This window comes from Paraeggerthella sp. Marseille-Q4926 (genome assembly GCF_916618935.1).
GTDB classification, from domain to species: domain Bacteria; phylum Actinomycetota; class Coriobacteriia; order Coriobacteriales; family Eggerthellaceae; genus Paraeggerthella; species Paraeggerthella hominis.
Genome location: NZ_CAKAKF010000004.1, coordinates 267,470 through 291,080 on the forward strand (window position 1 = coordinate 267,470; position 23,611 = coordinate 291,080).

The window sequence follows — 23,611 nt, forward strand, 5'->3', positions numbered from 1 at the left end:
GCTCCGTCCCTGCTGGAGTTCCCTGGTCTATCGGGGCTGTTGCGCTTCGACGAACGCGCGAATCACCGAAACGGCTCCTTGCGCATCAAGCTGTCCGGAGTTGAGGCACAAGTCGTAATTGGAGGCTTGCCCCCATTGCTCGTCCGTGAAGTAGCGGTAGTAGCTGGCGCGCGCTTTGTCTACTTTGGCGATGCGCGCACGAGCTTCTTGTTCCGACAGGTTGTTGCGGCGCATGACGCGCTTGACGCGGGCGTCCATCGGGGCGCTGACGAACAGGCTGACCAAGCCCGGGTGCTTTGAAAGCACGTAATCGGCGCAGCGGCCTACGATGACGCACGGTCCCTCGTCCGCTATGGATTTGAGAATGCCCACTTCCGCTTTGTAGATGCGCGCCGCGACGGGGTGCTCGATGTCCGTCCCGCAAAAAAAGTTGTTCGGGTTGAGCAGCAGCGGTCGCAGGGGCTTTTCGTCGAAGTCCGCGATAACGTCCCCGTCGAGGCCGCTTTCCTCGGCTATGCGCTTGAGCAGCAACTTGTCGTAGTAGGCGATGCCCAACTCGTTTGCAAGGTGCTCGCCTATCTCGCGCCCTCCGCTGCCGTATTCTCTGCTGATTGCGAATATCAGATGCTGGTCCATGCAATCCCCTTCTTGCGTTTCGAGCGCGGACGTCTGTGGTATGCCGCTCATTGTACCAGTTCGGGCCCGCGTGCTGCGGGCCCGAACCAAGGGAGGGAATATGCTCGGCCGCTGCGGGAGCGCTGCGGCCGAGCCGGATGGACCGACGGCGCTATGCCGAGTAGGCAGCTGCGTTCGTTCCGGCAATGCGTCCGAACGTGTAGATGTCGGTCATCGAGCAGGAACCCAGGCGGTTCGTGCCCATCTTGTGACCTGCCACTTCGCCGGCTGCATAGAAGCCCGGAATGGGCGCGCCCGTCTGGTCGAGCACCTGCGCGTCGGTGTTGATGTGCAGGCCGCCCATCGTGTAATGGACCGCGGGCTTGCAGGCCATCAGGTAGTACGGCCCCTCTTCGATGGGGTTCATCGTGCCGCGGTAGTTGAACTCGGGATCCTTGCCGTCCTTGCAGTACTGGTTCCAGGTGTCGATGGTCTTCTGCAGTTCGGCAGCGTCAACGCCCATCTGGCTGCACACGTCGTCGAGCGTGTCGCCCTTTGCGATGACCTTGCGAGCCAGAATGTTCTCGTACTCGTCGGCGTGCGTGACCAGCAGTCCTGTTTCGTCGGCGCCCTTCTGGTTGAACAGCAGGTAGCCCTTGCCGTCGCTTTGCTTCGTGATGGCGTTGGAGATGACGTCGCGGCGGTCGAGTTCTTCCACGAAGCGATCGCCTTCCTTGTTCACCATGATCGCCTGGTATTCCAGACGCACGTCGCCGACGTACAGCAGCGCGCCGGTCGAGGGGTCGCATACGGGATACGTCTGGATGTACTCCATGTCGATCAGGTTTGCTCCGGCTGCCTCGCCCATGGTGATGCCGTCGCCCGTTACGCCTACGGAGTCGGTGGACAGGATCTTGTCGTCCATGGCCGGGTTGTACTTCACGCGCATCTCGATGTTGGAGCCGAATCCGCCGCTTGCCATGACCACGGCTTTGCAGGCAACCGTGCTCTCTTCGCCGGTCACGGTGTTCTGTACCTTGACGCCGCTGATGGCATCGCCGTTTTTCACCAGCTCAACGGCGCGCGTGCAGTCGACCAGCGTAATGTTGTCGATCTCGTTCACGCGCTTGGTCAGCTTGGTGGTCATCTCGGACCCCGAGTGCGTGATGGGGATGATGGAGCGCTTCGTGTTGTGCCCGCCGAACTGCATGAGGTCGTGCTTCCACGACACGCCGCCTTCGAAGGTGAGCCATTGCGAGCTTTCCAGCGCGCCGTCGGCGATCACCTGCACCAACGCCGGATCGCCCGCGTTGTCGCCGCCTTCAAGCATGTCCTTCGCCAGGGCTTCGGGGCTGTCGGCGATGCCCTCCTTCACCTGGATCCAGTTGCCCGGAACGGCCATCTCGCCGCCGGAAAGCGCGGTGTCGCCGCCCAGTACGCCCATTTTTTCCATCAAGACGACCTTCTTGCCGGCGTTCGCTGCGGAAATAGCCGCTGCGAATCCTGCGCCGCCGGCCCCGATGACCACCACGTCGGTGGATTCGGGCAGCGTCGTCTCGTTCGCGTATTCGGCCTTGTCGCGCTTCTGCCATTCGCTCGACTTCTGCCCCAGGTCGTCCAGGGCGCTTGCCACGGCGCCGGTGAACGCCATGCTGGACAGCGTGGCTCCTGACACGGCGTCAACGTTGAGCGTCTGATTGTCGATGATCAGCTTGGTGAGTTTCTGCATGGCGACGTCGCCCATGCCCGGCGTTTCGCGCGAATCGAGCACGGTGATGCGGTCGATGGCTCCGTCGGTTACCGACACCTCTACATTGAACTCGCCATGCTTGCCCATGCCCGACCCGATTGCCGTGCTGGTTGCGCCGTCGCCGGCTGATGCGTTCTTGGAGCCTGCCGTGCCGCTGGGCGCGCACCCGGCGAGTGCCAAAGTGCCGCCGAGCGCCGCTACGGCGCCGCCTGCAATGAACTGCCTACGCGAGAATCGTTCCATGTGTATAGTCCTCCCTACAAATCCCGTCCCGCTGCTTCGCGGGTTGCTCCTTTTGCATGCGGGTCCGTCGGATGTTGCCGAGCGTTGGCCGCACACGCCCGCCTCAGCTTGGCGAACGTTCGCAACCGTGCCGCAATGCCTCTCCAAAATGCCGCGATGAGCCGCGTCGCGCAATTGTCCGCGTAGGTTAAATGCGTAACCCTTGCCATAACCCTCTTTCGCCATCAGGCTCTTTTGGCTATGATGAACCGCGGCTAGGGAGTTGAAGCTGCACTGCTTCGCCGCCCGGGCGCAGGGGCGCCGAAGCCCTTGGACGTTTCACCGGTTGGTGCTGCATCGCACCGCCGTTCCACTTGTTTGGGGAGGAAACCGTGGAAAGCGTGGAGAAGCAGGGGTTCGCCCAGCGGTGGAAAGCCATATTCGGGCGCGTGGCGATCATCCCGTTCGTGTTCTTCGGGGTTGGCCTGTACCGCGCGTGGATTGCGACGCTTTTCCGCTACGAGGCGTTTCCCACCATTACCGTGTTCGACTACTTTTTGTTCGAAGCCGCTATTGGCGTGGTGTCGTTGGCGCTTGCTTTCGCTGCTCGGCGCGTGGCGCCCCTCTGGGCGAACAAGCCCGCCGTGATTGCAACGGGCGCCAGCATGACGGGCGGCTCGGCTCTTGTCGTGATCGCTTGCTTCTTCGTTCCGTTCGAGCCTTTGAAGGTGGCCGGATTGCTGCTTGCCGGTGGCGGTTTGGGATCCCTGATTCTTATGTGGGCGGAATTCTACGGGTCGCTCAATCCGCTTCGCGTGGCGTTGTACCATGCTATCGCCATCTTCGTGGGCGAGGTGGTGAAGTGGCTGTTTCTGGGGATGTCCGTTCCGTACCTGGCGTTTTTCGCCGTGGTCTTGCCGCCGATCTGCCTGGCGTGCGTCCGCTCGAGCATGCGGCGGCTGCCTGACCGCGATCTTCCGCGCGCCGTGCGCGAAGGCGATGTGAAAACCATACCCTGGAAGCCCATCTTCCTTATGGCCACCTGCACGTTCGCAGCGGCTTTCGGCGCGCTGCCCATGCAGCCGCTGGTCCCCGGCAACGTCGTGGGCGCGCTGTTCGTGACGGGGCTCGTGTTCTTCGGCGTACTGTCCGCTTCGCGCTGGTTCAACTTCGAGACCATTTACCAATTGGCATTTCCGCTGTTCATCGTAGGGTTTTTGTTTGTTATGCCCTCGTTTGCCGGCAGCGCACAAATTATGGCGCTGTGCTACGACGCCGGATACACGATGCTGTCCATGTACATCATGATCGTCATGAGCAACATCACGTACCGCTTTGGCGTGAACGCGGTGTGGATCAACGGCATCGAGCGCGGCATTCGCTACCTTGTCGAGCTTTTGGGGTGGCTGACGTTTGCGGGCGCTTCGGCGTATCTGGGCAGCGCCGACGCGAACATGGTGTACAACGGGATTGTGGTGGCCGTTGTGGTCGCGTTCTTGGTGATCTTCTTCACCGAGCGCGGGCTTTCGGCGAAATGGGGCGTTGCTCTGAACGACGACCAGATGGAAAGCGGCCCCGCCGAAGGTCGCACGGCTATGCGCGTGTCGGACCTTTCTCGCGTGTACAGCTTGAGTCCTCGCGAAGAAGAAGTGCTGCAGCTTTTGGCCCAACGCGCCACGGTCGCGGAGATCGAAGAGGCGCTGTACGTGTCCCAGGGCACGGTGAAAGCCCATATCAACCATATTTACCGGAAGCTGGGCATTCACAGCAAAGCCGAATTGTTCGGTTTGCTTGACAGCCCTGAAAAGCCGGCCAGGCGCTAGTCGGCGGGGGTGTGGGCCTGGCGGGCGATGGCGGCGTCGGCGCTGCGAGGCGCCGCCATCGCGGAGTGCGAACTGGCGCCCCGCCCCGCTGGGCCGGCGTCCTATGCGAAAGGCCCGCAACGTGAACGGGCCTTTCGCGGAAGTGCGGAGAGTTTTAGCGAGCTAGTTCTTCGATCCCAGACGATCGGTCAATGCGTCCAGGGGCGGGATGTCCCAGTTGTCGCCGATCAAGTGAGGTTCCATGCCGTCTTCGTCACCCGCGGCTTTCAGGCGCGCGAAGTAATCCTTCGTCTCCTTCGCCACCACGCCGGACAGGGCGATAAGGGCGATCATGTTCGGCAGGGCCATCAAGCCGTTGAAGATGTCGGCGATGGTCCATACGGCGGCAACCGTCATGTACGGGCCGATGAACACGGCGGCAATGTAGAGCCAGCGGTACACCTTCACGGATTTCATGTTGCCGTTGCTGAAGTACTCCAGGCAACGCTCACCGTAGTAGTCCCAACCGAGAATGGTGGTGAAGCCGAACAGAACCAGGCACGCCATCAGCACGAACGACACGATCTCGCCCGGGATGAACGGCAGGCCGGCCTGGAACGCTGCCGTGGTAACGGCGGCTCCCTCAAGGCCGGGGATCTGGTAGGCGCCCGTCATGACCAGGGCAAGGCCCGTCATGGAGCACACGACGATGGTGTCCAAAAACGTGCCGGTCATGGACACGAGGCCCTGACGCACCGGCTCTTTCGTCTGAGCGGCCGCTGCGGCGATCGGAGCGGAACCCAGGCCGGCCTCGTTCGAGAAGATGCCGCGTGCGATACCCTTCTGCATAGCGATGATGATGGCGCCCAGCGCACCGCCGGCAGCTGCCTGCAGGCCGAACGCGCTTTCGAAGATGGTCACGAACGCGCCGGGAACCTTGTCGAGGTTCGTGAAGATCAGCAGCAGCGAGAAGCCTACGTACAGCACCACCATGGCGGGAATGACGCGCTCGGAAACCTTCGCGATGCGCTTGAGGCCGCCGATGACCACCAGGCCCACCAGCACGGCCAGCACGAGCGAGCCTATAACGGTGAAGATGGAGTAGTCCATGCCCAGGATGCTGACCGTCATGGACTTATTGGGATCAAAGAAGCCGGTGATGGCCGTCGAAATCGAGTTCACCTGCGTGAACGTGCCGATGCCGAACAAACCAACGCACATGCCGAAGAACGCGAACATCTTGGCGAGCCAACGCCAGTTGCGCCCCATGCCGCGCTCGATGTAGTAGAACGGACCGCCCAGCACGTGCCCGGTCTTCTTGTCGACGCTGCGGTACTTGACGGCAAGCAGGCCCTCCGAGTATTTCGTCGCCATGCCGAACAGCGCTGCAAGCCACATCCAGAACATCGCACCCGGGCCGCCGGCTACGATAGCCGTGGCCACGCCCACGATGTTGCCCGTGCCGATGGTGGCCGAAAGCGCGGTGCACAATGCGCCGAAGCTGGTCACTTCGCCGGTGCCGTCTTTTTCGTTCTTCACCATGTAGCGCAGTGCGCGGGGCAGCTGGCTGAACTGGACGCCGCGCAGGCGCACCGTCAGCAGGATGCCTCCGAACAAGATGAGCACCATGAGGGGAACGCCCCAGATGAAGTCATCGATGGCGACCAACATATCGTTGATCGTGCTGAAAAACCCTTCCACCAGTTTCCTCCTTTATGCATGTACGTACGTGCAACTTCTGTAGCCTCGCAACAACGCGGAACAAGGCCGAACAGGAGGATATGCAAGGGGAAACCAAGGAAAGCGAGCGCCGCCTAACGCGACGAACTCGTAGCTTAGCTCTGTCCTTTTGCCTGAGAGTTTCAACGGTGCCGCGCGTGGACCGCGTCCACGTTCGCGTATGCATTCCGCCTTGCCCCTTCGGCACCCGATAGCCGGGATTCTCCAGAGGCCCCTTCCGCGTCCTGTCTCGTAAGATTCAGGACGTATCAACGGGGTACGCTATGAAATTGTGGGCACATTGTAGCAGGTAACAGTTTGGTTGTGAACGAAAAGAAAGGCTTGCGACCTGAAAATTTGCGCTGTGCGGTTGGTCGGAGCCTTTGAATCAACGCATCTCGTGTTGGCGGCAGCTTTTCGAACTTCCCCTAAAACACCAGTTCAGCAGCATCCCCCGCAGCGGGGCAGGGCATCTTCCTCCGAAGTTCTTTCGCGGTGGGTGATTTCCCGACCGCGCGGGAAGCGCTGATTGCAGGCGCGTGCACCCGGGTGACGTCCAGGCAATCCCGCCGTTCTGTCAAAACGGACGAGTTTTGCTGGTCCTCAAGCAAGGATAAATGCTCCTTGCAGTTCTGTGACCTGGTGCGATGTAAAACGCGCTTGGGGAAAGGTGTCTTCGAAGGCGGAAAATCGCCGCAAAACTCGCTTGTTTTGACAGAGCGGCGGGAGCGGCGGGTCGCGACGACCGCCGAGTGGGGATGGCGCGCCCTGCGGCCTCGAGTGAGGCATGCGTCTGCGGCCATGGGTTGGGCGGGCGGCCCTGGACGCGCGCGGCGCGGCGACGATCCGCCGCGCCGACAACGCGGGTTCCTACCAGTGGCTTACTACGACGTCGCCGCCCTGGACTATCGCGTACAGTTCCCCCGCCTTGTCGGGAGGCAGGTTGACGCATCCGTGGCTTCCCAGGCCGTCGGCGTATTTCGTGCCGCCGAAGCCGCTCGTCTGCCATTCCGCATCATGCAGGCCGATAGCGCCTCCTACGAATGGCATCCAGTACTGAACAGGGGTTTCATAAATCTGGGTGTCGCCGTCGTAGCCCTTCAGCGTAGACGGGCTTTCCTTGCGGTTCATCCAGTACACGCCGTCGGGGGTGTCGTGCGTCCCGTCGGGAATGCCCGTGATGATATCGGACTCCCAAACAAGAGCACCCGACTCATCGTAGAAGCGCGCATGCTGCTCGGACAGGTCGATGTCCAAGTATCGTTTGCCCCAGTCCTGCACACCGGGGCCCTTGAATGTTTCTCCGTGCGTGACCGTAGGTACGGCGATCGCCTGCGTGCTTCCGGTGGAAACGCCTTCCTTCACGGCTGCGAGCAATGCGTCTCGGTCGATTTCCCAACCGTATACGCCGCCTTTCACGGTGATCTGCTTTCCGTCGGCACGCGTGTACGTGCGCGCGCTGCCAACGGTGTTGTTTGCTTGAACCAGTTGATCAACCCAGCTGCCAAGGGCGGTTTCGTCCAGTGTGGCTTGGGCCTCGTCGTTCACGGTGATCCACTGAGCAACCAGGTCGGCGTCGACTGTTGCAAGGGGATAGTCGTCCATGGTCAGGGGGATGTTCGCGGCGATCATTACGTTGGCGGTTTCGATGGCCGACTTCAGGCGCTCGTCGGTTTTCAGGATGGTTGGCTGCTGCAGCTGGTCCGTCGTGATGGCGGCGCGGCGATTGAGCGCGGAAAGCGCATCTTCCGCCACTTTGACCACGGCATCTGCATCGAGGGCCGTACCCACCGATTCCGGTTCGATATTGAAGGTTTTCGTTGCCTTGTCGAACGCGAGCGTCGCGTTTTTCGGCGGCGTGGCGTTTGCATTGACCTGTTCGACGGCGGCTTTCACGGCATCTTCAAGGGCGGTGCCGCTGGACCCCGCTACCAGTTTGGCGGACTCGTCGTGCTGCGCTCCAATCTGAAACGGCCAGAGCCAGGGATTCACGTCCGACAGCATGTCGTCTATGACGGCCGACGTGTTGACGGCCAGGCCAGCTTCGGATGCGGTCAACTTGAGGTCGAGGCCTTGTCCGCTTACGGAAAGCGTATAGTCGTCCAGCTTGTTTTTTAGGGATTGCTCGGCCTCTGACGAGGACATGAGAGACAGGCTCATGCCTCCTGCCGTCGTGTTTGGCATGAAGCGTCCAGAAAAGTACAAGGCAACGCTGACGTATACCGCTAACAGCAAGGCCAAAGCGCAGGCCAGCATGATGCCGATGACTTTAAGGGGGTTGGTGCGGCGGTGTTCAACGTGAAAGCCGCGCGGGGCGTTTTGATACTGGTTCATGTGCGCGTCCTTGAAAAGGTGGGTTGAAAATATAGTCCAGTATAGGAATAGGGTCCAGCCGGTGCAATCGAACCCGCGAAAAACCGACAATCGGCAACCCGAAGAAACGGGGGCGGCGATCGCCTTCGGCCGCAAGCCGTAAAGCGATCGCCGCCCCCGTTTCTTCGGGTTGCCGCTACTTGCCGGAAATGGATTCGGCGTTTTCCTTGAGCTTGGCCAATACGGCAACGAAGGTGTCGAGATCTTCCTGGTCAACGCCTTCGACCAGGCGCTTTGCTCGGTCGAACGTGATTGGCTCGGCTGCTTTCAGCAGCGCGCGCGCTTCGTCGGTGATGCTGACCGCATGAGCGCGTCGGTCGTTTTTGTCGCGCGTGCGAACAACAAGACCCTTGCGTTCGAGCAGGTCGAGGTAGCGCGTGATGGTTGCCTGTTCTTTGCGGGTTCGCTCGGCAAGTGCTTTCTGGGAAAGCTCGCCAGCTCGGTCGAGCTGGTTGAGCAGGTTGAACTGTCCGGGCGTGATGCCAAGTGGAGCGAGCGCCGTTTCCAGGGACTTATAGATGGAGCGTTGGGCGTCGTACACTTTGAAGCCGATGAGTTGATTGTGCTCGTTTGCCATGGATGTCCTTCTTGTGAGCGTATGGCGGCAGGAGAGACTGTGTGCATTGTTATACAGAGTATACATAACCACAAGAGACGATCCTTCGTCAAGAATCATCTCTCGTGGGGTTGAATTTGTACGCACGTGGGCGGGCGCGTGCTGCCTGGTCGGTCCTCTATACGCCGGCTATTTTATCCTCAAAATAGGAGAATTTAACTTGTTGAACTAATAATTACAGTAAATATAATTAGGTATGCAAGTAAATAGCGGGGATCGAGGGTTCGGGCTTCGGAAGAAGGCGCCCATGCACTGCTTGCTGCGTACCTTGCGCAGGGCGTTCAGAGAAGTCCTTCGGCTCCTGCTAGAAAAGGGAGAAGCGGGAAAAGGAGGAGGAATGGCACTGAAAATGAGCCGCCGCGGCTTCGTGAAAGCTTCGGCAGTTGCGACTGCGTCCACGCTTTTGCTTGGGTCGCAAAGCGGCACCGCCCTCGCGGACAGCGCGCAAGGCGCGTCGGACGCGGCGCGATCCGACGACGTGAAGAAGATTCCCAGCGCCTGCCGGCAGTGTTACGGCCGTTGCGCGCTGTTCGGACACGTCAAGGATGGCCGCGTGGTGAAGATCGAGGGAAACCCGGACCTGTTCAGCGAGGGAACGCTGTGCTCGCGCGCCTTCGCGATTCCGCAGGAGCTGTACAATCCGCTGCGCGTGCGCTATCCGCAGAAGCGCGTCGGCGAGAAGGGTTCCGGCCAATGGAAGCGCATCACCTGGGAAGAGGCGTACCAGGAAGCGGCCGACCGGTTCACCAAGATCGGCGAAGAACACGGGTGGCACACCATTGCTCACCAGTACGGCACCGGCCGCGACATGCTGCAGTTCCAGGCCATCAACAAACTGTGGCTTGAGCTGGGAAGCACGGCTACGTTCGGCGTGGGCAACCTGTGCTGGGTGGGATCGTACTTCACCAGTCAGCGTTTGTACGGCGACGAGACGCAGTACACCGGATGGGACGGCAACAACACCAACTGCATCCTTATCTGGTGCCGCCAAGAGCGCAGCCGCGGTTACTACGACTGGCTGACCGTCAAACGTGCTCAGGAGCGCGGCGCGAAGGTCATCTGCGTGGATCCGCGTTATACCTGCACGGCCAGCAAGGCCGACCTGTGGCTGCCCATCCGTCCCGGCTCCGATATGGCGCTGGTGCTGGCCTTCATCAACGAGATCATTCACTCGGACAAGTGCGCCACCGATTTCGCACGCGCGTACACCAACGCACCGTTCTTCATCGACGAAGCGGGCACGGGCTACCAGCTGCGTCAGTCCATGATTCAGGAAGGCGGCTCCGACGAGCTGTATCCTGCTTGGGACGAGGCGCATGACCAGCTGATCTTCTGGAGCGGCGACTGGCAGAACAAGCAGAACCTGGGCGGCCCGAAGGCGTTCCAGTGGCTGGACGCCGAAGGCAACATCGTGCCCGACGCGAAGCCGGCCCTTTCCGGCAGCCGCGAGATCAACGGCAAGACCTACCGCACCAGCTGGGACATTCTGGTCGAGCATGTCACGCCGTGGACCGTCGAGCGCGCCGCCGAGTTCTGCGAACTGCCCGAGGACAAGATTCGGGAAGCCATCAAGATCTACATCGACGCCAGCCCTGCGGCATGCTTCTGCCGCGGTCAGAAGGTGGAGTTCTCCATCAACACGTCCGGCATCTCGCAGGCGTTCACCATCATGATGGCGCTGGCCGGCAACTTCGACACGAAGGGCGGCCAGAACATCGGCCGCGAACCTGCCACCGGTTACGACTCGTTCATGTTCGACGTGGTTCCCAACAGGGAAGGTCGCATGGGCAAGCGTCGCATGGAAACGGCCAGGAACATCAAGAAGCTGTCCGTGTGCCAGAACACCGGCTATCAGCAGATTCTTGTGGCCGACGACGCTACGGGCGAGCTGAAGGAAACCACGCAGAACTCCGGAGGCCAGGTTATTTACGGTCAGCAGGGCGGTTTCGGCGCGGCTACCACGAAGGCCATGGCCAAGGGCGACCCGTTCCAGATCCATGGGTACTGGCAGCAGACGTCCGAGCCTATCCTGTCCATCGAAAGCGGCCACGAGATTGTCGAGGGCTTCAAGAACCTGGACTTCTTCGTGAACGTGGACATCTACATGACGCCTTCGGGCGAGCTTGCCGACATCATCTTGCCGGCCGCTCATCCCAACGAGGTCGATCGCGTGGAGTGGGCGCACTCCGGCCACGGGTATCCCACCAGCCACACGTACCTCATCCGCCAGCCGTTCCATAAGCCGCTCGGCGAATGCAAGGACGACATGGACATTTGCTTCGAGTTCGCCAAGTACATGGACGTGGACATGTACTGGAAGGACAAGTACGAGTTCTTCGATTACATGGTGAAGGGCCCTGAGACGCTGCCTCCGAAACTGAGTTGCGCCAGCTTCGAGGAGTTCCGCGAGCGCATCAGCGTGACCGGCGTCCAGATGACCGACGTGAAGGGCGCGCCGAAGTACGAAACGGGCTTCATGCGCAAGACGAGCGACTTCCGTCCCGGCTTCAACACCATGTTCCGCGGCAACAAGATGGGGTCGGTGTATCGCTTCCCCGGCGCGAAGACGCCGGACGGCAAGGTCATCCCGCCGCATCCGCAATCGGATAACGGCAAGATGGAACTGTGGTCGGAGGACCTGCTGCTGTACGGCAACGGCCCGCTGCCGCTGTACATCGAGCCGCCCATCACGCCGCTGGCTCGACCCGACTTGCTGGACGAGTACCCCTACACCCTGATCACCGGCGGGCGCAGCCATGCGTTCTTCCATACCGAGTATCGCAACAGCCCGTGGTTGCGCGAGGTCCACATGTTCCCGACGATGGACATCAACCCCGTCACGGCTGCCGAGCACGGCATCGAGCAGGACGATTGGGTGTACATCGAAACCTACGTGGACAAGATCAAGCAGCGCGCGAACCTGACCGAGGCCATCAATCCCGGCACCATCCACGTCGAGCATGACTGGTGGTTCCCCGAGCGCGAAGCCACCGACGACCTGCACGGCGCGTACGATTGCAACTGCAACGTGCTGTTCGAGAACAACGGCCCTTACGATCCAGCCGTGGGCACGGACAACTACGGCGGCCTGTGCAAGGTGTACAAGGCCGAAGACGGCGCGCCTGCGAACATCTGCATGAACGAAGAGGACCTGAAGATATTCCTGCCGCTTTCCGCCGAAACGCTGGCCTCGGACGACCAGGCGAACGGCGTGGCGCAGGTGACGGTGAAGGGAGGTGCGAAGTAGCATGACCCGCAACATTATTTCCATCGATCTGGACAGCTGCATTGGATGCCATTCGTGTGCGGTTGTCTGCAAGCAGGAAAACGGCGTGGGCCTGGGCACGTACTACAACAAGGTGCTGACGGTGGGTCCGTCCGGAACGTACCCTGACCTGGAGATGTACTACCTGCCCGTATCTTGCCAGCATTGCGACAACCCCGAATGCGTCAGCGTGTGCCCCACCGGCGCAAGCTACAAGCGCGAAGACGGCGTGGTGTTGGTGGACCACAGCAAGTGCATCGGCTGCCAGTATTGCGTCATGGCGTGCCCGTACGGCGTGCGCGCATACGACGAAGGGCGCGACAAGGGCGTTATCGAGAAGTGCACCATGTGCGCGCACCTGATCGACAAGGGCGAGCAGCCCGCATGCGTCAAGCATTGTCCCGGCCAGGCTCGTTTGTTCGGCGATTTGGACGATCCCGAGTCCACGCCGTCCAAGATGCGCGCGTCGAAGAAGACCTACAAGCTGACCGACGTAGGGAACCATCCGGGCGTGGACTACGGCTTGGACAAGTTCTCTTGGAAGGGCGGTGAGTAAGCATGGAGATCCAGTGGCCCCTTTTGATCTTCAGCGTATGCCTGGGCGTTACTTCGGGAGCGCTCGTGTTCCTGGGCGTGGGCGAGCTCAAGGGCAAGTTCAAGGACGTGCGCTTCCTGGGAGCTTTGATCGCGTTCGTCTGCCTTGCGGTCGGCGGCTGCGTGTCGGTGCTGCACATGGGACATCCCGAGCGTGCGACGCATTTGCTGGGCAACCTGGGATCGGGCTTGTCCAAGGAGCTGTTCATCGTCGCCATCATGGGCATCGTTTCCTTTGCCTACCTGATTCTGGCGAAGAAGGACTATCCAGGCGCGAGCAAGGCGCTTGGCGTGGTCGGCGGCGTGTTGGGGTTGGCGCTTCCGGTGGTTGCCGGCATGTCGTACTTGATCGCGGCGCGTCCCGCATGGGACAGCATCACGCTGCCTCTCATGTACCTGGGTGCGGGTTTGGGCATGGGCATGCTGCTCATGTGCGGGCTGGTGCTGCTGCGCGGCAATGCCGCTGAAGAAGGCGGATTCGCGCTGCGCTTGGCTCTGGCGGGCGTGGCCGTCATGGTCATCACGTCGCTGGCGTACGTGATCTGGATTGCCATGGCGCCCTACCAGGCTCCGTCGCGTTCGATCGAGCGCCTGATCTCGGGCGATCTGGCGTTGCTGTTCTGGGGCGCGGTCGTGGTGATCGGCTTGGTGGTTCCGGCGGTTTTGACGGGCTTGGCCTGCATGAAGGCCACGAAGGGCGACAAGGGGTTGGGCGCAACCGATCCGAAGAAGCTGGCTTGGTGGCTGCTCGCGGCGTTCGCCTGCTCGGGCATGGGAGCTGTGGCGTTGCGCGTCATCATGTACGACTTGGGTACTAGCGTGGAGTCGTTCATTTACTGATGAAGCCGACAAGGCGGCCGGAACGACCTGTTCAGGGTCGTTCCGGCGCCCCGCCTTGGATCGTCGATCGTCCCTCGTGCCGGATCGAGGCCCCCTCCCCCATGCCGCGTTCCGGTACGAAGGACGACCAACGAACGGATGTCGAACCTCCCGGCGTCATGTCGGGCTGCCTTAGAAGGAGAAGCATCATGAGCGAGAATTTGACCAGCGAGCTCACCGAGAACTTGATCGAGTTTTGCGAGAGCCGCAAAAGCGTGTACGCATTGCTGTCACGCTGCTACGAGAAGGAGCTGGATGCTGCATTCGCGAGCGATTTTGCCGCAGCTCCGGCGTTGATCTCGGATGACAAAGCGCTCGCGGAAGGATTCGCTCTTTTGCAGTCCGATCTTTCGAACTGCGGCGAGGATGACCTCGAGCGGTTTGCCGTGTCGTTCAACCGGGTGTTTTTCGGCATGGGCCCGCGTACTGCCCAGAAAGCATTCCCGTACGAATCCGTGTACACCAGCTCGTCGGGCCTTATGATGCAGGACGCATACGCCCAGGTGAGAACTTTGTATCACGCCATGCGCTTTGCGAAAACCCCCGACTTCCCGGAGCCCGAGGACCATCTGGCCGTGGAGTTGGCGTTCATGGCGCGCTTGTGCGACGTGGCGGTGGATGCTTTGCGAGAGGGTGACGCCGCGGCCGCCGAAACCGCCCTGTCCGCTCAGCTGTCGTTCTTGCGCGACCACCTGTTGAACTGGATAGACCGGTTCGTCGTCGATGCGAAGAAGGCCGACGACGGCGGGTTCTACGGGGATTTGGCTGCGTTTACGCAGGCGTATTTGGAGGCCGACGTTGATGCGGTGGCGGAGGTTGTCGAGTAGAGCGTGCGGAGGCGAGAGGGATGACGGAGCAAATTACCCGACGAGGATTCTTGGCGGCCGGCGTTGTGGGCGCGGGTCTTGTGGGGCTGGGGGGATACGGTGCCTTGACGCGGCAGGCCGACGAGGCGTTCGTGCGCCCGCCCGGCGCGCAGTCGTCTTCGGACCTGGTGGCTGCGTGCGATCGCTGCCAGCGATGCCTGCAGGCATGTCCGTATGAGATTGTGACCCCGGTCCCGCTGTCCCAAAGCTTGGTGGCCTACGGCACGCCGATGCTTGCATTCGAGAACGGGTGCTGCGATTTCTGCATGAAGTGCACGGAAGCGTGCCCGACGGGCGCGCTTTCCTTCGGCGGCCCGCGCGAGCGGGATCTGGGCGTTGCCGTGGTGGTGAAGGACGCGTGCGTGGCGTGGGACTGGGCCGGATGCACGGTGTGCGTTGACGAATGCCCGGTCGAAGGCGCGATCGAGCTGGACGGCAACGACCGTCCGCTTGTGCACGCCGACTATTGCGACGGCTGCGGCAAGTGCGAGAAGGTGTGTCCGTCGGCTTCGCTGCGAGCGTACAACGCGGGCGTTGCGGACAAGGGCATCGTAGTGGTTTCGCGCGCCAGCGAAGCGGCTCAGATGACGGGCGCGGTGGATACGGCCACGCTGGAAGCGGGTAAAACCGTTGCCGTGACGCGCGGCGCGGAACTTGCCGCGCATACGAAGGGCGTCCATCCCGACGGCCCGGATAAAACACGCGAGGCGGGAGGGCTTCGATGAAGACGCGCGCGAAGATGGTTCGTATTGCGGTGGCTTCGGGCGTGCTGGTGCTTGCCGTTGCGCTTGCTCATGTGGGGGGCGTTGCGGCTGCGGGCACGCTTTGCGCGCTTTGCCTGGTTGGCTTTGCGCAGATCGCCGCGGCGTCGGGCTCGATTCCTTGGGGGCTTGCGCCCGGCGTGCTGGCCGTGCTGGCAATCGTGTTCCTGATCGGCCGGGCGTTTTGCTCGTGGCTGTGCCCTTCGCAGCTTTTGAAAAACGTGTTCGGCGGCCGTTCGCCTCGCGGCATTCTAGGCCGCAGCGGGAAGGCGGCGAACGGTCGCGCGCTCGAATCGTGCGCGCCGAACGACGATGCCGCGGCGCCTGCGCATGGGGGCTGCGCGTCGTGTGCGGAGGCTTCGGGGCTCGGCCTTAAAACGCAGGGCATCGTGCTGGTCGTGCTGTTGGTCGTGTCGTTTGCCGTCGGGTTCCCGGTGTTTTGCCTCCTGTGTCCGATCGGGCTTGTGTTCGGTACGCTGTGGGCGTTCAATCGCGTGTTCGTGCTGTTGCAGCCGGGCTGGGAGCTGATCGTGTTTCCGCTTATGCTGGTGGCCGAGCTGTTCTTGTTCAAGCGCTGGTGTTCGTCCGTGTGTCCGCTGGGATTTTTCTTCGGGCTTGTGGGCAAGCTGCGCGCGAAGCTGGGGTTCGGGGTGCGCCCGGTTGCCGACTGCGCAACCTGCCTATCGCGCGAGGGCTGCCGCACGTGCTCGACGGTGTGCCCCGAGGACATCGACGTCTCGGATTCCGGCAAGACCACGCTCGAGCACTGCACGTTCTGCCTTGATTGCGTGGAAAACTGCCCCACGAAGTCCATCAAGCTAGCCGTGAAGGAATCTGCGGCCGACGCCGATCGATCCTCTCATTAGGTGTGATGCGACTAGTTTTCCGTGCCGCCCGATGCTCGCGCTTTCCGGTATCATGGCTGCATCAAGTGCGATGAAGCTTGCCGTGCGGTAGCCGTGCGGGCAACAAGGAAAGCGAAGGGAAGTCGATGAAGTTCACGATTGTGGCGGTGGGCAAGCTCAAGGAGCGGTTCTGGGCGGACGCCTGCGCCGAGTACCTGAAGCGTTTGCAGCCGTACGCGAAGACAACCGTGAAGGAGATTCCCGATGTTGATCCTGCGCGCGCCGGCGGCGTGGACGCCGCGCGCGAGCGGGAGGGCGCGGCCATCGTGGCGGCGATTCCTCCCAGCTCCCATGTTCTGCTGCTTGCCATCGAGGGCAAGCAGCATTCAAGCGTGTCGCTGTCGAAGCGCATCGATGCGCTGGCGCTGGGGGGCACGAGCGACCTTTCCTTCGTCATCGGCGGATCCGACGGCGTGAGCGCTGCGGTGCGCGAACGCGCGAACGAAACGCTCTCGTTCGGCCCCATCACCTTGCCGCACAACTTGGCGCGCGTGGTGTTGCTCGAGCAGCTGTACCGCGCTCAAAAGATCTCGCGCGGCGAGCCTTATCACAAGTAGCGCGCGCTGCCGGATCGGTCGGATCGCCTCTGCCGTCGCGCGGCCGCCGCTGCGCCGCCAGCGAGCATAGCGAGCGCGCCCGCGGCAAGCGTTGCCGTTGTTGCTGCATCGCCGGTTGGCACCAGGGCTTTCGGATCTTCGGGTTTCGCTGCGTGGTCCTTGGTCGGATCGGTCGGCGCAACCGGCGGGGTGAGCGGATCGTCCGGCTTCTGAGGCTCCACGTCAAGGGGCGTCGTGATGTTGTAGAACAGGAAATCGCCCGGCCATGTGTTTTCGCGGCCGCCTTCGTTTGCGCCGGCGGGCGAGCCTTTAGGCCCGAACAGCGCCATCAGGTCATGGCCTATGTCCAGCCACCTTCCGTCTGCCAGCCAAGCGCCCGTGCACACGGGCGCCGTGGACAAGGAAGCCGTTCGATTCATGGTGGCATCAAGGAATTGAACGGTGCCCCTTATGGCTCCTTGAGCTGGCAAGGGGCCGCGCGCAAGAAGCGCGATGCCGCCGTTCTTCCCAACGCGCATGTGGCTGAAGGCGTCTCCTGTTGCGGCGTCCATGCTGATGTCGGCGCGGGCGATTTCGACGCCCTTGTCGTCGAAGCGGACGAGCAAGCCGTCCTCTCCCTCTGCTTGAGGGTCGTACGGGACCGAAAGCAGCACGTAATAGTCGCCGTTAGCGCGTTGCACGTCAAGGAGCGACCGCCCGACTGCAAGGGGGAGCGTGGCGCTCATGACGTCGGAGGTGCACGCGTTTCCTCCATCGCTTGCGTTTTCGGGGCTGTACGTGCTGTTGGCAAGCTTTCGAGCCAAGTCGGTTCCGGCTACGATGCCCACTTCCTTCAATGCGCCGGTTTCGTTGTCGATGGTTCCGCAGGCGATTGCGTCGCTTCCCGCGAGGGCGGTCACGTCGAACGATGTCCAGCCGTAGCGTGCATCGGTCGTTTTGTCCGCTTGGAGCGTCAGCTTGGTCAAAAGGTTGCCGGCTCGCCATCCTTGCGGAGTGTGCCCCGGGTACGCGGACAACATGATGACGCTTTCATCTGCGCTTATGATCCTTGGATGGCTTTCGCTGCCAAGGGAACACGTTGCTTCCACCGCGCCGCGCTCAAGATCTATCCAGTAGCCCTCGCATGATTTCGTTTCGTCGTTCGGCGTGGCCAGGAATGCGCGCTGGTTCGACAGCGGCACCGCGGTTAGGGTCTTCACCACTTCCCCGGCGGGCATGTCGGCCCCTTCGACCACGACGGTTTGAAGGTGCCCGGGGCTTTGCGGATCAATCGTGTGCAACTTGAGCTTTCCGTCTGCCACCTGGAAGAACTTCTGAGATCCGTCAGAGGCTGAAAACAGGTCGCTGGCAGCGGTTTGGCTGTCGTGGTATTCCGTTTCGAAATACTGGCCCGACTGCGAGATCGTTGCCATGTGGGCATCGACTTCAAGGGGGATGCGCACTTCGGGGGACAGGACGTCCTCATCGTTTTCCCGTGCGATCACGAACGTGCCTGCGGGAAAAACTATCTCGCATGTCGAGGTCGGCTTCAGATCGGCGGGGTTCACGAAGAACGGCACGGTTATCTTGGTTCCGTCTATTTTGATGTCGTAAAGGGGTGCATGCTCCCCGTCTACGATAAGGGTGGGCTGGGGTGTTGGGCCTAAGGGAAAGCTTGGCGCGCTCGACGCCTCGAACACCAGGTTGTTCGCGTTCGACACCGTGCTGAACGCAGGGGTCAGCGTGAAATCGCTCGGAGCTGCGGGCTTGTCTTCGGAAGAGTAGGAAACGGAGAATTTTCCTGCGCCTCCCCCTGTTTCGGTTGCGGTTATGGTCAATCCGGTAAAGCCCAGGTTGACGTTCTCGAAGAAGTTGGTTGACGGAAAGCTGCGCGGGGAGACCGTGTCCCCTTCGTATAGCATGCAGCCGTAGCCCGTTCCGTTTACGGCTGAAGAGACAAGCCCGCCGCCGCCGTTGGTGTGGATCTCGTTCATGTCGGGATCGACCAGCTCTATCAGCTGGTTGTACACGGTTCCGTGGCTGTTCGTGTGCGCGTAGTTCTCTCCGTTCGCGGTCAGCTCCCCTTGCACGCGGAACAGGCGGAAGCCCGAGGGCAGCGGCATCTTTCCCTCGGAAGAGCTGCCGTAGTAGACGCTTTGGTTCCCGGCGAATTGGTCGTATTCAAGCACGTAATACGACGAGAACATGCCTTCGTCCTGGTTCGAGACGACGGCTATCCGGCCGGCTTTCGTCGGATCGTTCGAGGTGAAAGGCTCCAGCGCCTGCTCGACGGTCGCGTTGCTGGGCGCTTGCTCCACAACGGTTTGCCCCTGCTTGACCGTGATGCCTTGCTCGTTGGCGATCACGCGCGTGACGTCTTCGTCGGCTATCCACCCGAGCAGCCATTTGGAAAAGCCGTTGTGGTCGCCTTGGTTGTCCATCATCATGTCGAAGGTGAGAAGCCCCGTTCGAGCATCGGTGCTTCCCTGCTGCGCCGCGTACTGGTAGTAGTCGGGCAGGCCCAGAACGTGCCCGGTTTCATGGATGAGCGTTTGCGCGGCGTGTGCGTCGTTCGACGGCTCGGCCAGCGTGACGGTGTTCCAAAGGCGCACGCGTCCGTTTTCGTACGTTTCGGTCGAGCCGAAGGCGGTGCTTTCGTTGCTCCACCATACCGAGCCCCATCCGGTGTCTTTCCCGGCGAATCGCAGGTACACGGCGTCGATCTTCCCGTCCTCGTTGGCGTCGAAGCGCGTTAGATCCACGCTGTCGTCGAACGACTTGAGCGCTTCCTCGAACAGGGCCGTTATGTTGGTCGAGTAGTAATCCCGGGGGTGTTGCGCGCGGTACTCGAACGTCTCTCCCGTAAGGGAGAGCTTGCCGTACGACGCCCGGTAATAGTACGCGCTCAAGCTTTCGTAGGGAAACGATGCGGCTCCGGGATTGGCGGCGGCTCCTTCGGACGTAGGCCCGATAAGCGCCTGCAAGGCTTGAGCCGTGTCGCCTGCTTCGAAAGAGTAATCGGGAAACGTGACGTGCAGGGCCAGCACGTGGGCCTTCCCTTGCGTGGCCATGCCGCTTGCCCAAACGCTGGGAACCGATCGCTGGGCAATGCCGTCCTGGGCATTCTGGCGTGCGAGGGCCTGCTGCACAAGCGCGTCGTTCGGCTGGTCGTTTTCGAGGGCTTGTTCGAATGCCAAGCGGTTTTCGAACGAGCCGTCGGCAAGGTAGGCGGCCTTTTGCTCTGCGGTGGGCGTGCACGGGGATTCGCCTGTTTCGTGCGCGAGCGCCCAGCTCGGCGCAAGGAAAAGCGCGCATGTTAGGGCGATGCCCGCGGCAAGCGCGACCGCAATGCCGTGCAGTCGGCGTTGTTCGGGCGTGCGCTCGAGCGACAGGGCTGTTTCGTGGCGGGCGAAGCGGTCCATGCGGTCCTCTTTTCAAGAAAGAAATCGATAGCCCGTATAGTATCGGTTTGCTCGATCGGGCACCACCTTTGCCGAGCGCGAAGGTTGCATTTTCCTGCGGCAGGCTTCGCGCGCGCTTCCGCTATACTGGACGCGATCAATTCGAGGGAAGGATTCCCATGCGCTTTATATCGTGGAACGTGAACGGCTTGCGGGCCGTGCAGAAAAAGGGCTTCGAGGACATCGTGTCCGAACTCGATGCGGACATTGTGGCTTTGCAGGAAACCAAGCTTCAGGAAGGTCAGGCAACGCTCGATTTGCCGCAGTACCGCGAGTATTGGAGCTATGCGGAAAAGAAGGGCTATTCCGGCACTGCCGTGTTTTCCAAAGAGGTTCCTTCTCGCGTGATTCACGGCATTGGCTCTCCGTATCTGGATACCGAAGGCCGCGTGACGGCGCTCGAGTTTCCCCAGTTCTGGTTCGTTGACGTGTACACGCCCAACGCTCAAAACGAGCTTGCGCGCATCGATCATCGTATGGAATGGGACGATGCGTTCCGGGATTTCTGCAAGGGGCTTGAAGAGGGCGTCTTGCCTGCCGGCGTGCCGGTTGAAAGCCCTGCTCCGGGAGAGGGGCACGTTACCATTTCCGAGCTGCCCTTGACGCAGCCGGGCGATAGCGCCGATCCGAAGCCCGTTGTCGTGTGCGGCGATTTGAACGTTGCGCACCAGGAGATAGACCTGAAGAATCCCGGCCCGAACCGCGGAAAAGCCGGATTCTCCGATGAGGAGCGCGGCAAGTTCGACGAGCTGCTTGCGGCGGGCTTCACCGACACGTTTCGGCATTTGCATCCCGACGTGACGGGCGCGTACTCGTGGTGGAGCTATCGCTTCAAGGCGCGCCAGACGAACGCGGGATGGCGTATCGACTACTTCTTGGTGAGCGATTCCCTTGCGCCGAAGATTACGAGCGCGTGCATATACGACGAGGTGTACGGCAGCGACCACTGCCCGGTCGGGTTGGAATTGGACCTTGCCTGATAGCGCACGCCCTTCCTTGGCGGGGCGCGGTGCTTTGACGTGCGGCTGGGTTCGGGCGTGCGCGTGCGGGGTTGTTCGTCGTATGCGCCGCGAGCCGGTCCTGTGCGTTGCATTTCTGTGCGCCGCGCTTTCCGCGCTGTTCGTTCCGCTTGATGCCGCCTACGCTTCGTACATTGACGCACGGGTGTTGATCTTGCTGTTCTGCTTGATGGCAACGGTTGCAGGCTGCAAGGCAAGCGGCTTGTTCGACATGCTTGCAAAGCTGTTGCTGCAAGGGGACCGATCGTTTCGCGTGGTGTCGTTTACGCTGGTCATGCTTCCGTTTTTCGCATCTATGCTGGTGACCAACGACGTTGCCCTGATCGCGTTCGTTCCGTTTGCCGTGCTGGTGCTGACGCATGCCGGACGCACGCGCTCCTTGGCGTGGGTCGTGGTCTTGCAGGCCGTGGCTGCGAACTTGGGCGGCATGGCCACGCCTGTGGGCAACCCCCAGAACCTGTACCTGTTCCTGCGCTACGACGTGGGGCTTGCTGAATTTCTGGGGCTGCTCGCTCCCTACGTGGCGCTTGCCTTTGCGGCGTTGGCGGCAGCGTCGTTGGCGTCGGGGTCGGGACGCGCTCGCGTGGTCGTGCCCCTTGCGGCGAAGGGCGTCGACGTGCGGCGCGTGGCTTTGCACGGCGCGCTGTTCGCTGCGTGCTTGCTTGCGGTCGCGCGCGTGATGGACGCGTGGCTGCTTTTGGTTGCGGTGGTGGCGGTGCTGCTGCTGTTCGATAGGCCCGCGCTCAAGGCGGTCGATTACGGATTGCTGCTCACGTTCGTGTGCTTTTTCGTGTTCGCAGGCAACATGGGGCGCATCGACGAAGTGCGCGCTGCACTCGAGGGGCTTATGGACCAAAGCGCCTTGGCGGCATCGATTGCGGCGAGCCAGGTTATCAGCAACGTCCCGGCCGCAGTGTTGCTTTCGGAGTTTACCGCCGATTGGCGAAGCCTGCTGCTCGGCGTGGACATCGGCGGGCTGGGAACGCCGGTCGCGTCGTTGGCCAGCCTTATCGCGCTGAGGATATACTTGCATTCCGAAGGGGCTGGCATCGGGCGCTTCCTTGCTACGTTTGCCGTGGTGAATGTAGCATTTCTGGCGTTGCTGCTTGGCTTGTGGGCATGCATGCTATGATGCTGGGACAAAACGACGAAGGAAAGCTTGGTATGGATAGAGCGAAAATAGAACAAGGCGTACGGCTGATTTTGGAGGGCATGGGCGAGGACCCCGATCGCGAGGGCTTGCTCAAGACTCCCGAGCGCGTGGCCAAGATGTACGAAGAGGTATTTTCCGGTTTGACCGAGGATCCCTCCGAACATTTTGAAACCACGTTCGACGAGCACCATGAAGAGATGATCCTGGTTCGGGACATCCCCTTCTATTCCATGTGCGAGCATCACCTGGTTCCGTTTTTCGGCTTGGCCCACGTTGCCTACATTCCCGCCGCCGACGGCCGCATTTGCGGGCTGTCGAAGCTGGCGCGCCTGGTTGACGTGTTCGCCAAGCGCCCTCAGGTGCAGGAGCGCCTTACCTCGCAAATCGCCGACACGCTGATAGAGGAGCTGCATCCTCAGGGCGTCATCGTGGTTTTGGAGGCCGAGCACATGTGCATGAGCATGCGCGGCGTGAAGAAGCCGGGCACGAAAACCATGACGAGCGCCGTTCGCGGTGCGTTTGAAAAGAGCCAAGCTACCAGGGCCGAAGCGCTTTCGCTTATCTTCGCGCGCTAGAGCTGGTGGCGCCGCGCACGTGCTTCATGTGAAACATGGCCGCGCGGTCGGGTATTATGGGTGCGAGCAGATTGTGGATGCAGGCGAGAAAGGGATTACCTTATGAAGTGCGTAGTTTCCGTTTTGGGCAAGGATCGCAGCGGCATCGTTGCAAAGGTTTCGATGGCCCTTGCCGAGTGCGGCGCCAACATCGACGATATCAGCCAGACCATTCTGGACGACATCTTCTCGATGACGATGCTCGTCACGCTTGATACTAAGGTCGCCGATTTCAACACCGTGCAGGAAAAGCTCGAGGCGGTCGGCGAAGACCTGGGCGTGCAGATCATCATTCAGCGAGAAGACGTGTTTCAGTTCATGTACAAGATTTAGCTTCGAAGCTAAATAATCGCAGGGCCGATGCCGCTGCGATTGCAAACGTGCCGTCAGAATTTCCTGGCGGCACGTTTCGTTTGGTAACGTCATGGTCTTCGTCGCGGGCTTTCGCATTGCTTGGCTTA

At 61.4% G+C, this 23,611-nt stretch carries 18 protein-coding genes and 1 riboswitch; of the genes, 12 read left to right on the plus strand and 6 right to left on the minus strand.

Annotation, left to right across the window (positions count from 1 at the left end; genetic code table 11):
• Positions 1-27: 27 nt before the first annotated feature.
• Entirely contained in the window at positions 28-636 is a 609-nt protein-coding gene (locus LG373_RS09775; RefSeq protein WP_225749682.1) for an AAA family ATPase, read from the minus strand.
• A gap of 151 nt (positions 637-787) precedes the next feature.
• Positions 788-2,608 carry a flavocytochrome c gene (locus tag LG373_RS09780; protein WP_225749683.1) on the minus strand — a complete coding sequence of 607 codons (1,821 nt, stop codon included), beginning with the start codon at positions 2,606-2,608 and terminating at the stop codon, positions 788-790.
• Between the two features lie 371 nt (positions 2,609-2,979).
• On the opposite strand from LG373_RS09780, the gene LG373_RS09785 reads away from it, so the two are divergent.
• Positions 2,980-4,410: a response regulator transcription factor gene (locus tag LG373_RS09785; RefSeq protein WP_225749684.1), complete on the plus strand. Its 1,431-nt coding sequence runs from the start codon at positions 2,980-2,982 to the stop codon at positions 4,408-4,410.
• 162 nt (positions 4,411-4,572) lie between these two features.
• Here LG373_RS09785 and LG373_RS09790 read toward each other — a convergent pair whose 3' ends face one another.
• The 3 genes from LG373_RS09790 to LG373_RS09800 form a co-directional block, all read right to left on the minus strand.
• Positions 4,573-6,060: a sodium:alanine symporter family protein gene (locus LG373_RS09790; protein ID WP_301282395.1), complete on the minus strand. Its 1,488-nt coding sequence runs from the start codon at positions 6,058-6,060 to the stop codon at positions 4,573-4,575.
• A 160-nt stretch (positions 6,061-6,220) separates the two neighbouring features.
• A riboswitch (glycine riboswitch) is annotated at positions 6,221-6,347 on the minus strand.
• 631 nt (positions 6,348-6,978) lie between these two features.
• Positions 6,979-8,442, minus strand: coding sequence for a L,D-transpeptidase family protein (locus LG373_RS09795; RefSeq protein WP_225749685.1), 1,464 nt, complete (start codon positions 8,440-8,442; stop codon positions 6,979-6,981).
• A 175-nt stretch (positions 8,443-8,617) separates the two neighbouring features.
• Positions 8,618-9,058 (minus strand): MarR family winged helix-turn-helix transcriptional regulator, encoded by a 441-nt coding sequence (locus LG373_RS09800; RefSeq protein ID WP_114566385.1) that lies wholly within the window; start codon positions 9,056-9,058, stop codon positions 8,618-8,620.
• A 376-nt stretch (positions 9,059-9,434) separates the two neighbouring features.
• Between LG373_RS09800 and LG373_RS09805 the strand changes: the two genes are divergently transcribed.
• From LG373_RS09805 to rlmH, 7 genes are all read left to right on the plus strand, one after another.
• Complete coding sequence (locus LG373_RS09805; RefSeq protein ID WP_225749686.1) at positions 9,435-12,344, plus strand: molybdopterin-dependent oxidoreductase; 2,910 nt, start codon at positions 9,435-9,437, stop codon at positions 12,342-12,344.
• 1 nt (position 12,345) lies between these two features.
• Complete coding sequence (locus LG373_RS09810; RefSeq protein WP_225749687.1) at positions 12,346-12,918, plus strand: 4Fe-4S dicluster domain-containing protein; 573 nt, start codon at positions 12,346-12,348, stop codon at positions 12,916-12,918.
• 2 nt (positions 12,919-12,920) lie between these two features.
• A complete protein-coding gene (locus tag LG373_RS09815) occupies positions 12,921-13,796 on the plus strand; it encodes a DmsC/YnfH family molybdoenzyme membrane anchor subunit (RefSeq protein ID WP_225749688.1) in 876 nt (291 codons plus the stop codon).
• 188 nt (positions 13,797-13,984) lie between these two features.
• Positions 13,985-14,662 (plus strand): molecular chaperone, encoded by a 678-nt coding sequence (locus LG373_RS09820; RefSeq protein ID WP_216530010.1) that lies wholly within the window; start codon positions 13,985-13,987, stop codon positions 14,660-14,662.
• A 20-nt stretch (positions 14,663-14,682) separates the two neighbouring features.
• Positions 14,683-15,426 (plus strand): 4Fe-4S dicluster domain-containing protein, encoded by a 744-nt coding sequence (locus LG373_RS09825; protein WP_216530009.1) that lies wholly within the window; start codon positions 14,683-14,685, stop codon positions 15,424-15,426.
• Positions 15,423-16,328: a 4Fe-4S binding protein gene (locus LG373_RS09830; RefSeq protein WP_216530008.1), complete on the plus strand. Its 906-nt coding sequence runs from the start codon at positions 15,423-15,425 to the stop codon at positions 16,326-16,328. The genes LG373_RS09825 and LG373_RS09830 overlap by 4 nt, the downstream gene beginning before the upstream one ends.
• Before the next feature lie 125 nt (positions 16,329-16,453).
• A complete protein-coding gene (gene rlmH / locus LG373_RS09835; RefSeq protein ID WP_114566392.1) occupies positions 16,454-16,924 on the plus strand; it encodes a 23S rRNA (pseudouridine(1915)-N(3))-methyltransferase RlmH in 471 nt (156 codons plus the stop codon).
• On the opposite strand, the gene LG373_RS09840 is transcribed toward rlmH, so the two are convergent.
• Positions 16,915-20,325: a peptidase M6 gene (locus tag LG373_RS09840; protein ID WP_225749689.1), complete on the minus strand. Its 3,411-nt coding sequence runs from the start codon at positions 20,323-20,325 to the stop codon at positions 16,915-16,917. The genes rlmH and LG373_RS09840 overlap by 10 nt on opposite strands.
• 158 nt (positions 20,326-20,483) lie before the next feature.
• Here LG373_RS09840 and LG373_RS09845 point away from each other — a divergent pair, with 158 nt between their 5' ends.
• The 4 genes from LG373_RS09845 (at position 20,484) to LG373_RS09860 (ending at position 23,483) form a co-directional block, all read left to right on the plus strand.
• Positions 20,484-21,344 (plus strand): exodeoxyribonuclease III, encoded by an 861-nt coding sequence (locus LG373_RS09845; protein WP_216530006.1) that lies wholly within the window; start codon positions 20,484-20,486, stop codon positions 21,342-21,344.
• On the plus strand, positions 21,337-22,515 hold the full coding sequence (locus LG373_RS09850) for an SLC13 family permease (RefSeq protein ID WP_216530005.1): 1,179 nt from the start codon (positions 21,337-21,339) through the stop codon (positions 22,513-22,515). Before LG373_RS09845 ends, LG373_RS09850 begins: the two co-directional genes overlap by 8 nt.
• 32 nt (positions 22,516-22,547) lie before the next feature.
• On the plus strand, positions 22,548-23,111 hold the full coding sequence (folE, locus tag LG373_RS09855) for a GTP cyclohydrolase I FolE (protein ID WP_114566396.1): 564 nt from the start codon (positions 22,548-22,550) through the stop codon (positions 23,109-23,111).
• A 102-nt stretch (positions 23,112-23,213) separates the two neighbouring features.
• Positions 23,214-23,483 (plus strand): ACT domain-containing protein, encoded by a 270-nt coding sequence (locus tag LG373_RS09860; protein ID WP_225749690.1) that lies wholly within the window; start codon positions 23,214-23,216, stop codon positions 23,481-23,483.
• The last annotated feature ends 128 nt before the right edge of the window (positions 23,484-23,611 follow it).